This is a genomic window from Bacillus sp. 01N45, from assembly GCF_056399205.1.
In genome coordinates this window covers 139,821-152,360 of record NZ_JBFTQW010000010.1, presented here as the reverse complement: position 1 = coordinate 152,360, position 12,540 = coordinate 139,821, and the positions used below count along the sequence as shown (strand labels likewise).

Below are 12,540 nucleotides of genomic sequence, written 5' to 3'. Positions count from 1 at the left end.
ATGAAATTTCTATCAATAAATTAAAATATGCAAATGTTCATATCATTATAACTTTATACATAGTGAATATAATGAATGAATGCACTTATATTGTAGTAAAGTATTGTTAAGCTACTACGAATGATTGTCTAAACTAATGTAAAAAAAGAGTAAAGCATCCACATGCTTTACTCTTTTTTTCTATTCGATAATATACTTGGTAGTTGTACATTAACTGCCAACTTATGAATAAATCCAAACACTAATCCAATCCCAATAAATATGTATAAGATTGTAAATATCTTTCCGAAATCAGTTTGCGGACTAAAATTCCCATCACCGACAGTCGTCAACGTGACCACACTAAAATATAAAGCGTCAAGAGGACGTAATCCTTCAACTGTACTATAAAAAATCGTACCAGATGTTAATGTTAAAAATGTTAATACGAATAACACTTGAAACTCTTTATCTTTCCACGCTCGTAAACAAGCTTTTAGCATTCGTTTCAATGTCAACATAAATGAAAGCATTAGACTTCCCCTTCCAAACAAAATACCTGTAGTTAAAGGAAAGTCTATCACCTTTCTGTATAGAAAAAAAGTAGCCCTCTTCTATTTCTAGAAAAGAGCTACTTTTTACTATTCTCTATTATTTAGGTGAAACAAGAATTTTCACTTGTGTTTTATCTTTTACAAGTGCTTCAAATCCTTCTTCAACAACTTGATCCACTGTGATTTTTTTCGTAATTAATTTCTCTGCTTGAATTTGGCCAGAGCTAATTAATTTAATAACAGCTGGGAAGATATGACGGTATCCAAGAATACCGATAACTTCTTTTTCTTTTAGTACAAGGTTGTTTGGCGTAATTGTCGCATCTTTTTCCCACACACTAACAATTACAGTTTGTCCTTCAAAGCTTGTACTTTCAATCGCTTGACGAAGTACTACTTCGACACCTGTTACTTCAAAGCTCACATTTACACCTAAACCATTTGTTAAGTTACGAATTTCTGCTAGTACATCTTGAGTAGCTGGATTTAATACATAATCCGCACCTGCTAATTTTGCTAACTCTTGACGTTCTTTAGAAAGTTCTACTGCAATAACAGGAGTTGCTCCTGCTGCTTTAGCTGCTTGAATGACAAGAAGTCCAATTGGACCACAACCAAATACTGCTACAGCTTCCCCTTCTTTTAATTTACTTTGACGTACTGCATGAACTGCTACCGCTGCTGGTTCTACAAGTGCACCTTGTTCATACGTCATTTCATCAGGAATATGGTGGACCATATCTTCTGGTACTACTGTATATTCAGAGAAACCGCCGCCGTCTCCGCCAAGACCGTGGAAAACAAGTTGTTCACAAACATTGTAATGTCCATGTTTACAAGCTTCACATTTACCACAAGAATAAATTGGTTCTACAACGACGCGATCTCCCACTTTATGAGAAGTAACGCCTTCACCGATTTCAACTACCTCACCACTAAACTCATGACCTAAAATAACCGGTGCTTTTACGTGTGTTAATGGGTGCTCTTCTGTTGGAATAAAAATAGGTCCTGCTAAATATTCATGCAAGTCTGTTCCGCAGATACCACACCATTTCACTTTAATCTTAACTGCTCCTGGTCTTACAGTTGGTTCTGGTACTTCTTCTACTCGTACATCGCGTTGATTATGCCAAAGTAATGCTTTCATTTTATACATCCCTCTCTACGTATATACTTAACCTGGTGAAGTTTACAAATCTATTATAATACTTCTATCCATATATTTCAAAAAAACAATCTCATTCCCACTAAATTTTAACAAATAACGTTCAATATTTTGTCACTTTGTACTTTTTTCCACATCTGTTAATGCTAATTTCATTGCGGTTGAAATTAGCATTATGCCATAATAGCATAGGAGAGGTGAATATCGCTTGAAATATTTTATTTACTTTATTGTTATCGTAGCGTTTCTAGATACATTTTCACAATTACCTATTATGAGTACGTTCGCTCAAAGTCTTGGAGGATCTCCTCTTATTATTGGGCTAGTTGTCGGTATGTACTCATTCGCTAATATGATCGGTAATATTATTGCTGGCGCTGCTGTCGATAAATTTGGTGCAAAAAAAATACTTTATATAAGCATGGGGCTTACGAGTTTCATAGTCTTGTTATACACCGTTGTTCAAAGTGGTGAACAACTATTAGTTGTGCGCTTTATGCACGGCTTTAGTGACGGATTTTTAATTCCTGCTGCCTTTACGTTTTTATCAAAACAAACAAATTCAGCAAGACAAGGTAAGGCAATGGCCCTATCTGGTGCTGCTGTTGGAACAGCGGCAATTGTAGGACCGGCTTTCAGTGGAATTATGAAAGCAACTGCTGGTATAGAGTGGGTGTTCATTACCATTTCTATTTTAATGGTCCTTGGTACAATCGTATCTCTATTCTTCTTACCAAATAACGTATCAAGAAAAGATACTTCAAGAACACAAATGATGAACAAAAAGGATATGATTGAACTATTGAAATCAGAACCGTTATTGCAAGCATATATTGGTGCCTTCACGCTAATGTTTTCACAAGGAATTGTCACTTATATGCTACCAGTGAAAGTTGAGGCATTAGCACTTAAAGCATCTACAACAGGCATGATGTTAAGTGTATTCGGCATTACCGCTATCCTCTTCTTCTTGCTGCCAACAAACCGTATTTACGATCGATTTAATCGTTCAAAACTCATGCTAATTGGGATTGCAGTAATGGCATTCGCGTTATCTTTACTTGGATTATTCGCAACAAAAGGTATGCTCTTTATCGTTATGATGATTTATGGCATTGGATTCGCTATCCTTTTCCCATCGATAAATGCATTACTTGTTGAAAATACGACAGATGATAAGCGCGGAAAAGCATTCGGATTGTTTTATGCTTTCTTCTCATTAGGAGTTGTTGCTGGATCCTTTACAGTTGGTGCAATCGGGGCATCCCCTAGCGTCAGCTTCGTTATCGGAACTGCATTCTTATTAACATTCGCTGGAATGATTTATGTAAGAAGCAAAATAAAAAGTAAAGCAAACAGCAAAATAAAAAAGACAATGATGGGTTAATTCCATCATTGTCTTTTTTTTGCCGAATATATTACTTTTGTGTATAGCCAAGTAACAATGTAAATAAATTAAACTGTAAAGGCAACACTACATTTCTTCTTTGACAAAAAAAGTGTATAAATACCAACGATACTTCGACAATTTCCTCGGAAATATTTCCTTTCCCCACATAATTTGATACACTACATATGAACAGACACTTGTATTACACAAGCTAAAATAATAACTTACTGTACAAATTGAAAAGCACACTCTTCATATGAAGAATGTGCTTTTATGTTATTAACGTTTAATCCAAACAGCGCCTGCCGATTTATCCTCTGCCTGTCCAACAACTTGGAATTTAAGTCCAAGGTTTGGAACTTTTCTTCCTGCATCTGCAATTTGTTTGTTACTATATACTTTTGAATCATCAAATGTTGTAACACCTTGTAATCCAGAATAGTTAAACTGTCCACGTGTTAATGAATTTGCACTCCATGCTGGTGTTTGATCAAATGAAAATGCAGCATCTGCAATTTGCATACCTGTATTACCGTAAGTTGGTCTTCCGTTTAAATTCCCAACAAATGCCTCTGGATGCGAATCCACAACACCAAGGAATCCTTCACCTGGATGCACCCCAACCCAGTTATCTTTGAAGCTATCATCTGCATACCAAACGACAAGACCTGTATTATACACTGGACCTTTTCCTGCTTTTAATCCATTATCTGATCCCGCATAGTTTCTCCACTCTAAGTAGTAATAATGAGCTTTCTTTTCTGTCCCATCAGAAACAACAAAACCATTTAAATTCATTTTAGCCTGTCCTTCTGTATCATCAGAAAATACAACTTGTCCATCAACAGTTACATTTACATTATCCATCGCGAAACCTTTATATGTTACAGCCGGATCTGTAATATAATCGAATTGCAGTTTCACTTTTTTCCCTTTAAATTGACTTAAATCATATGATTTATCCATCCATTTTCCATCTGTTGTATCTTTATCTTCTTGGACTACTTTTTCTCCAAGTCTATCAATTAACGTTTTCGTTCCATCTTCTGTTACTGCATGCACTTCGACAAAATCGCACTCTGCTTCTAACTCATAATTTGCTTTATAATCGAATTTTGCATTTGTTCCTTTTGTTAAATCAAAGAATGGTGTCTCTAGTGTTGTATGCATATCATCTCCTCTTGTACTATAATATGCATGCTTTCCAAACTCCGGTTTAATCGTTTCAACACTTTTACCTGGTAAGTTAACACGTACAACGCCTGGACGATTGGATTTTGTAACACTTTGATCAATATATGTAGGAACTCCTACTCCACGCTTAATTTTATCGTAATCTACTTCTAAAATTTTTGCCCAGTTGCCGCCCATATTCTTTTGTAAGAAGTCTTTATTTTGTGGTGAGAAACTAGTTGGCTCTGTTCCTGCAATTTTCCCTGTCCAACTACCTCCACTCATTAATGACCACGCTTCGACAGGTGAACCAGTTCCAGTATATTTCGTGTCATATTCATCTGGTAAACCAAGATCATGTCCAAATTCATGCGCAAATACACCTACTGCTCCATCTTCTGGTTCAATTGTATAATCATGCGCCGCTACTTTTCCACCAAAGTAATCTACCTTTGATTTTGTACCTTCAACCGCTACTGGATCTATTGCTAATTTTGAACGATGTGACCAAATTGCATCATCACCTAATTTACCGCCACCAGCTTCTTGACCAACGCCAGCATGGATTACCATTAAATGATCAATTACACCATCAGGTTCATTTTGATTTCCATCACCATTTGTATCATATCTATCAAATTGATCAAATTGAGATAAATCTAGCCCTTTCTCAGCAGCTGCATGTAAAGCTTCTTTCACTAAATCACGTGCGCCTTTTGGTCCTTTATTATCGTGACCACTACTACCATCAGCACCGTAGTCAGACGCTTTTCCTGGAACAGTTAGCCATTCCGTTACATATCCATCTGTCGTATAACTTCCACCAGACTGCTCTTCATAATATTGTTTAAACGTTTTTACTTTTGAACCATCAAATAATGTGTACGGTTCATTACCAAATAACATTTTTTGATAATGCTCTCTACTAAAGTCATTCGAATACATATACCCTGGTGTTTGATCAATATTATTATGTTTATAATCACTAAATTCAACGAGTAATACTAATACTTTATCAGTTCGAACAGACCCTTTATATGGCGCTTGCTTTGCTTTAGAAGTTGGGACTTGTCCATTCAATTGTTTTTTATTTGGTTCTGGTTTTTGCTCAGGACTAACATTTTTTTCAGGTTTCTTTACTTTCTCCTTTTCTTCCATTTTCTTCTCTTTTACTTTTTTCACGAAATCAGATGCCTCTTTAGCAGTATCCGCTGGAAGAATTTCTTTATTTGCCTGATCGCCTTGTTTCTTTTCAATATACTTTTCTACAGCTTTTTTCGTTTCTTCTTTAGAAGATGCTGGATTAATTGTTCCTCTTTCTTTCAACGCTTCCGCTAAACGATCCTCTTGAATTAAATTGTAATCAATTGGTGTTGTAGATACATTTTCTTTCTCTTTTGCTGGCGTTTCTGCGTATGCTAGCGGAGTACTCATTACAGATGTGCATCCGATAATTGCCGCAATTGCTAATGATGACAACACTTTAAATGGCGTTTTTCTTCTCATTCTATTTCTCTCCTTTTATAAAACTTAAAATTCAGATAAATGAGTGCATTTAAATCGAAATCCCTATTTTCTGCCCTCCCTATATAAAAAGGCATAATTCTATAAACGTTAAGCCTTCTGTTATAGAATCATGCCCCTCCAGTTTTCTGGTCAGAACCGCTACCTTTTTATGTCGAAATATGAAAAATAAAAAGTGATTTGATATATATTAAATAGCTTATATAACAAATTTAAAAGACAATATGCAAAATTGCATGAAAATTCTTTTAAATAAAAAAGAACCCTAGTCAATTAAACTAGGATTCTCGATTTTCTATTATTTCTCTTGTGTTTTTTCCCAATCAGCTAAGAATTTCTCAATTCCTTGATCTGTTAATGGGTGCTTCACTAATGAAGCAATTACGTTTGCTGGGATTGTTGCAATATGTGAACCGTTTAATGCTGCCTCTGTTACGTGAACACTGTGACGTACAGATGCTGCAATAATTTCTGTTTCAATGCCATGAATTGCAAAGATTTCTGCGATTTGGCGGATTAGGTCCATACCGTTATGACCGATATCGTCTAAGCGACCTAAGAATGGTGAAACGTATGTTGCACCAGCACGAGCTGCAAGTAATGCTTGAACTGCTGAGAATACTAATGTAACGTTTGTACGAATTCCTAAGTCAGAGAATGCTTTTACTGCTTTTAAACCTTCTGTTGTCATTGGAACTTTTACAACAACGTTTGGAGCAATTTTCGCTAACTCTTTTCCTTCTTCGATCATTTTATCAGCTTCTAAGCTAATTACTTCTGCACTTACAGGTCCTTCTACAACGTTGCAAATTTCACGAATACGCTCGTGGAAATCTACGCCTTCTTTTGCTACAAGTGATGGATTTGTCGTTACTCCAGCTAATACTCCTAATGCATTTGCCTCTTTAATTTCGTTAATGTTTGCTGTATCAATAAAAAATTTCATTTGTTATTCTTCCTTCCTGATTTTCATTTTATATTTATTTGTTTTTCTTAATAAGCTCTAATTCAATCGGAATAGATTTGTCCACTTTTTTACCTTGTGTTATCTCTTTTGCTGTTTGCATCGCCTTCTCCCCGATTAATTCCGGTTTTTGAGCAACTGTTGCAGCCATACGCCCATCGTTAACCGCTTTTACAGCATCTTCTGTTGCATCAAAACCAACAACGACTACATCTGTTTTTCCAGAAGACTTCAATGCTTCAAGTGCCCCTAATGCCATTTCATCGTTATGCGCAAACACGGCTTTAATATCACCATTTGCTTGCAAAATGTTTTCCATAACAGATAATCCTTTAGCTCTATCAAAATCAGCCGCTTGTTTTGCAACTACTTTTAAAGACTTATCAGCTACGTTATGGAATCCTTTCCCACGCTCACGAGCAGCAGAAGATCCAGGGATTCCTTCTAACTCAGCAACGTTTGCTCCCCCGCCAACTAATTCACGAATGTAATCACTAGCCATTTGACCACCTTCGATATTATTAGATGCAATGTGAGAAACAACCTTACCCGAATTTGCAACGCGGTCTACTGTAATAACAGGAACATTTGCAGCATTTGCCGCACTTACTGCTGAAGCAACAGCATCTGAATCGGTCGGATTAATAACAACTACATCGACACCTTTTTGAATTAAATCCTCAACATCGTTCGTTTGCTTTGCTGCATCATTTTGTGCATCAACAGCAATCAATTCAATGCCGCTTGCTTTCGCTTGCTTTTCTGCTCCTTTTTTCAAAGTCACAAAAAATGGATTGTTTAAAGTTGAAACAGAGAATCCAACTTTAATAGTTTTATTTCGACCTTTATCGCTAGAATCCTTTGCCCATTCTGGTGGTTCCATTGAACAACCAGCAGTAATGACCATAATACATGCAACGAGTATAAGTAACCATTTCTTCATGAACTATCCCTCCATTACACTTCTTTTCGGCGATCAATTAATACAGCTAGTAAGATTACAAGTCCTTTTACAACTTGTTGGAAGAAAGAAGATACACCTAATAAATTTAAACCGTTATTTAGTACACCGATAATAAGTACACCGATGAATGTACCAATAATCCATCCTCTTCCCCCAGAAAGACTTGTTCCACCTAATACAACTGCTGCAATTGCATCTAATTCATAAGAAGTACCTGCAGTTGGCTGTGCAGAATCTAGTCGTGATGTTAAGACAATACCTGCAAGCGCTGCCAAAATTCCGGAAAGACCGTAAATCATTACTTTAATTCTCGTAACATTTATACCTGATAGTGCTGCTGCTTCTTCATTTCCACCAATTGCAAATGTACGGCGACCAAATGTCGTTTTCTTCAAAATGAAGTACAGTACTGCGAAAGCGATCATCATTGTAACAGCTGGTACCGGAATACCTAGAAAATAACCGCGGCCAAACATTTGGAACATTAAATGATCACCAAGACCAGTGATCGGACGTCCGTCCATATAAACAAGCGTCAACCCACGAAAAATAGTCATTGTTGCTAAAGTTGCAATAAATGGAGCTACTTTTCCCTTCGCTATGATGATACCGTTTACAATTCCCATTACAAGACCAGCTAATAATCCAACTGCCATCGCAAGGAACGGGTCCATGCCACTTGCCATCATTCCAGCAACAAGTGCACTTGATAATGCTAAAATAGAACCTACCGATAAGTCAATACCCCCTGTTAAAATTACAAAGGTCATTCCGAATGCAATAAGCGCATTAATCGATACTTGACGCAGTATATTAAATAAATTTGGAATCTCAATAAATGCCGGATTTAAAGCTGTAATTACGACGATAATTAATACTAAACCGATTAAAGAACCGAGTTGTTGTAATACATTCCCCTTCTTAGCCATCCTTACTCTCCCCCTGTAGCTAGTGCCATAATAGACTCTTGTGATGCCTCATCTTTCTCTAAAATGCCGCCGACTTTTCCTTCATGAATAACAAGAACACGATCACTCATTCCTAAAACTTCTGGAAGCTCAGATGATACCATAATAACGGCATCGCCTTGCTCAGTAAGCTTATTCATAATAGAGTAAATTTCTTTTTTCGCTCCAACATCTACACCTCGTGTTGGCTCATCTAAAATGAGTAACTGCGGGTGGATACCTAGCCATTTTGCAATAACAACCTTTTGCTGATTTCCACCAGAAAGAGATTTCACCGCTTGCTCTCCACTAGCTGCTTTCACATTAAGAAGTTTCATCATATCCGCTGTAAACTGTTGTTCTAGTTCGTTACTTAAGACACTTCCCTTTGAAAGACTTTCTAAATTCGGTAAAGCTAAATTTTCTCGAATTGAGAAATCTAAAACTAACCCTTCAGATTTTCTATCCTCTGTAATAAAAGCTATTCTTTGTCTAATCGCATCTATCGGACTATCAATCTTTACTTCTTGTCCATTTATAAAAATTTGGCCAGAATCTAAAGGTTCGTATCCAAATATCGCTTTCATAATATCTGTACGGCCAGCTCCCATCAAGCCAGCAACACCAAGGATTTCACCTTTTCTTACTTGAAACGAAACATTTTCAAACTTCCCTTTTTTCGTTCCGTTACGCATCTCAAAAATGACATCGCCAATTTGACTATTTCGCTCTGGGTAACGTTCACCAATGCTGCGCCCCACCATCATACTCACTACTTCATCAAATGATGTTTCCGGAATGAGTCTCTTTCCTACGTATTCCCCATCACGTAAAATCGTAATGGCATCACATATTGAAAAAATTTCTTCCATTCGGTGTGAGATATAAACGAACGAAACGCCTTCTTTACGTAATTTATTAATGACAGTAAACAACGTTTCAATTTCACGATCTGTTAATGCAGCTGTAGGTTCATCCATAATAATAACGCTCGCGTTTGTCATTAACGCTTTCGCAATTTCGATAATTTGCTGTTGTCCAACCGATAACTCTCCTGCCAACATAGCGCCTTTTACATGTAACCCTAACTCCGCTAGTTGCTGCTGCGCAATCGCGTTCATTTGACGCGTACGCAAAATACCTGTCTTCCCATACATTAACTCTTTACCGAGAAACATATTTTCAGCTACTGTTAAATTCGATAATATGTTCAATTCTTGATGTATAAATGCAATACCGTACTCTTCTGCTTCTTTCGCATTTTTAAAAGTTCGTTCTTGTCCATCAATCGTGATTGTTCCACCATCTTTTTTGTATACACCTGTTAAAATTTTCATGAGCGTTGATTTGCCCGCTCCATTTTCCCCCATCAATGCATGGACTTCCCCTGTTTCAATCATAAACTGTGCATTCTTCAAAACAGGATTGCCATTGAACGCCTTTGAAATATTTTTCATTTCAATACGCATTCCCATCACTTCCTTTTATTAAAAAATCACGCCTGCATGTAAAATTACATTGGCATAAGGAGTAGCCTCTCCTGTACGAATAATTGCTTTCGCTTTCTTCGTGTGCTCTTTAAATTGTTCATGCGATACATATTCAAATGCTGGCTCTATTAATTTCAGCTCGATTTCTTTATTTACTTCCGCATTATTATTAATGACTTCTTCTGCTAACGTTACTTTTTCAATTGCCATATCATCAGCTACCACTTGCAATACGTCTAAAAAGCTAGGTTTTCCAATCTCAACAGCTAAATCAATTCGTTTTACTCCGTCAGGAATTGGTAACCCGCAGTCTGCAATTACAATCGTATCTGTATGTCCAAGTGAAGCAAGGACTGATGCAATCTCACTGTTTAATACACCGTGCTTTTTCAACCGACAATCACCTGCACTTCACGTACTCTATCTCTCGTTGGCATACCGCCCTGTGCTCCAAGTTTCGTTACAGAAAGGCCACCAGCAATATTCGCAAAACGAATTGCTTTTTGAAGTGTTTCTCCTTCAGAAAGCGCAACTGCTAATGCACCATTGAATGTATCACCAGCTCCAGTCGTATCTACTACATCAACAGCGATGCTAGGAACATGTACAATCTCCGTACCATTATGGAAACGAACACCTTTAGAACCTTCTGTCATCAATAGTTTATTTGGATATTTAGCCAGTAAACCTTCAATTGGTGACGTGAAATCATCTAATACGATGCGACACTCATGTTCATTTGGTGTAATATAAGTTGCCTTTTCTAAAACATCTTCTGATAACACTTGTGCTGGCGCTGGATTTAACATAACTGGAATATTATGCTCCTCACAAATAGCCAATACATATTTTACTGTTTCAAGTGGGATCTCTAGTTGAAGAACAACCATATCTGCTTTTATAAGAAGATCTTTTGAACGATCTACAACCGACTCATTTACAAGAGCATTCGCCCCTTGCACGACAACAATACTGTTATCCTCTTCTGCTAAAACGATATGAGCAATTCCTGTCGCCGTATCTGTAACCGGTACCACATAGTCGATAAAAACGCGTTCGTTCTCTAAATTGTTCCTAACTACAGTTCCATAATTATCGTTTCCAACCGCTCCAACCATCGCTACATTTGCGCCTAATCTAGCTGCAGCAACTGCTTGGTTGGCTCCTTTCCCTCCTGGGATTGTATGAAATGCTTCACCAATTACTGTTTCTCCTGCTTTCGGACGTTTTTTTGAAACAGCCACTAAGTCCATTGAAATACTACCTACCACTGCAATATTTGGCATCTGTTTCATCTCCTTACTTCGTTGTATTTCGTTCTATAATTTCAATCGGTAAACGATAGTGTTTCTCTTCTAATACGCTTCCTTCCATCTGCTCTAACAACAGCTCTGTTGCAATTTTTCCCATTTCATAAATTGGCTGTGCAACAGTTGTAATAGATGGATACATCATTTCTGTTAAAGAAATTCCATCGAATCCGATAATTTGTAAATCATCTGGAATAGAAATCCCCTTTTGGAGTGCAGCCTTTACAATACCTATTGCGATTAAATCATTTCCAGCAACAATTCCATCAATATGTGGGTATTCTTCTAATAATTCCACTGCTACACGCTCACTATTAGCTGGATCAAATGTACTCTCCGCAATCATATAAGAAAGATTATTTTGTGTAATAACGTCTACAAAACCTTCAAAACGTTCATTAGCAGTGCTTACATCACGCGGTCCACGAATATGCGCAATATGTTTACAGCCTTTATCTATTAATAGCTTTGTCGCTGCCTGACTCCCTGCATAGTTATCTGCATATACAGTAGGGATACGCTCATTAAACATACGGTCAATTGCAACAACTGGAACAGACAACTTCATGTAATTAACACTATTTTGTGGATTCGTTGCTACAATAAATCCATCCACATTATTTTGCCTAAGTACATCAATATATTGCTTTTCTTTCTCTAAACTCTCATCAGAGTTACAAAGGACAACTGTGTATCCTTGCTTATGCGCTACATCTTCTACGGCACGTGCAACTTCTGGAAAGAATGGATTCACGATATTTGGAACAACTAAGCCAATTAAACGTGATTTTTTATTATACAATGAACGCGCTACTGTACTAGGTTTATAATCTAGCATCTCAATCGCTCGTTCTACTTTCTTTAATGTATCTTCATGAACATATCCATTTTTATTTAACACTCTGGAAACGGTCGCCACAGATACTCCCGCTAATTTCGCAACGTCTTTAATCGTACTCATTCTCTTTCCTCTCCATTCCATGTAACCGTTTACAGAAAATAATATAACGTATTTCTAGAAATACGTCAATCATTTCTCACGAAAAAGCTTTTAAGGTTATACTCAAAAAAGCACCG

Annotated in this window: 11 protein-coding genes; 1 reads left to right on the top strand and 10 read right to left on the bottom strand. The window is 37.0% G+C overall.

Annotated elements, in window-relative coordinates:
* Positions 1-167: 167 nt before the first annotated feature.
* Both AC1DMU_RS21825 and bdhA read right to left on the bottom strand, forming a co-directional pair.
* Entirely contained in the window at positions 168-512 is a 345-nt protein-coding gene (locus AC1DMU_RS21825) for a potassium channel family protein (RefSeq protein ID WP_000948236.1), read from the bottom strand.
* 118 nt (positions 513-630) lie between these two features.
* Positions 631-1,683 carry a (R,R)-butanediol dehydrogenase gene (gene bdhA, locus AC1DMU_RS21820; RefSeq protein ID WP_000645832.1) on the bottom strand — a complete coding sequence of 351 codons (1,053 nt, stop codon included), beginning with the start codon at positions 1,681-1,683 and terminating at the stop codon, positions 631-633.
* A gap of 226 nt (positions 1,684-1,909) precedes the next feature.
* Between bdhA and AC1DMU_RS21815 the strand changes: the two genes are divergently transcribed.
* Positions 1,910-3,088, top strand: a complete 1,179-nt coding sequence (locus AC1DMU_RS21815) for an MFS transporter (RefSeq protein WP_088061900.1) — start codon at positions 1,910-1,912, stop codon at positions 3,086-3,088.
* A 282-nt stretch (positions 3,089-3,370) separates the two neighbouring features.
* On the opposite strand, the gene inhA2 is transcribed toward AC1DMU_RS21815, so the two are convergent.
* From inhA2 to rbsR, 8 genes are all read right to left on the bottom strand, one after another.
* Positions 3,371-5,770, bottom strand: coding sequence for a M6 family metalloprotease immune inhibitor InhA2 (inhA2, locus tag AC1DMU_RS21810; protein ID WP_088061897.1), 2,400 nt, complete (start codon positions 5,768-5,770; stop codon positions 3,371-3,373).
* Positions 5,771-6,086: 316 nt separating this feature from the next.
* On the bottom strand, positions 6,087-6,734 hold the full coding sequence (fsa, locus tag AC1DMU_RS21805; protein ID WP_000667662.1) for a fructose-6-phosphate aldolase: 648 nt from the start codon (positions 6,732-6,734) through the stop codon (positions 6,087-6,089).
* 34 nt (positions 6,735-6,768) lie between these two features.
* Complete coding sequence (gene rbsB, locus AC1DMU_RS21800; RefSeq protein ID WP_088061895.1) at positions 6,769-7,695, bottom strand: ribose ABC transporter substrate-binding protein RbsB; 927 nt, start codon at positions 7,693-7,695, stop codon at positions 6,769-6,771.
* 14 nt (positions 7,696-7,709) lie between these two features.
* Positions 7,710-8,645, bottom strand: a complete 936-nt coding sequence (locus AC1DMU_RS21795) for an ABC transporter permease subunit (RefSeq protein WP_476941564.1) — start codon at positions 8,643-8,645, stop codon at positions 7,710-7,712.
* Positions 8,646-8,647: 2 nt separating this feature from the next.
* Positions 8,648-10,132 carry a ribose ABC transporter ATP-binding protein RbsA gene (gene rbsA / locus AC1DMU_RS21790; protein WP_046953796.1) on the bottom strand — a complete coding sequence of 495 codons (1,485 nt, stop codon included), beginning with the start codon at positions 10,130-10,132 and terminating at the stop codon, positions 8,648-8,650.
* An 18-nt stretch (positions 10,133-10,150) separates the two neighbouring features.
* Positions 10,151-10,546: a D-ribose pyranase gene (gene rbsD, locus AC1DMU_RS21785; protein ID WP_000716160.1), complete on the bottom strand. Its 396-nt coding sequence runs from the start codon at positions 10,544-10,546 to the stop codon at positions 10,151-10,153.
* On the bottom strand, positions 10,543-11,439 hold the full coding sequence (rbsK, locus tag AC1DMU_RS21780; protein WP_088061891.1) for a ribokinase: 897 nt from the start codon (positions 11,437-11,439) through the stop codon (positions 10,543-10,545). Before rbsK ends, rbsD begins: the two co-directional genes overlap by 4 nt.
* 13 nt (positions 11,440-11,452) lie before the next feature.
* Positions 11,453-12,424 (bottom strand): ribose operon transcriptional repressor RbsR, encoded by a 972-nt coding sequence (gene rbsR, locus AC1DMU_RS21775; protein WP_088061888.1) that lies wholly within the window; start codon positions 12,422-12,424, stop codon positions 11,453-11,455.
* Positions 12,425-12,540: the final 116 nt, after the last annotated feature.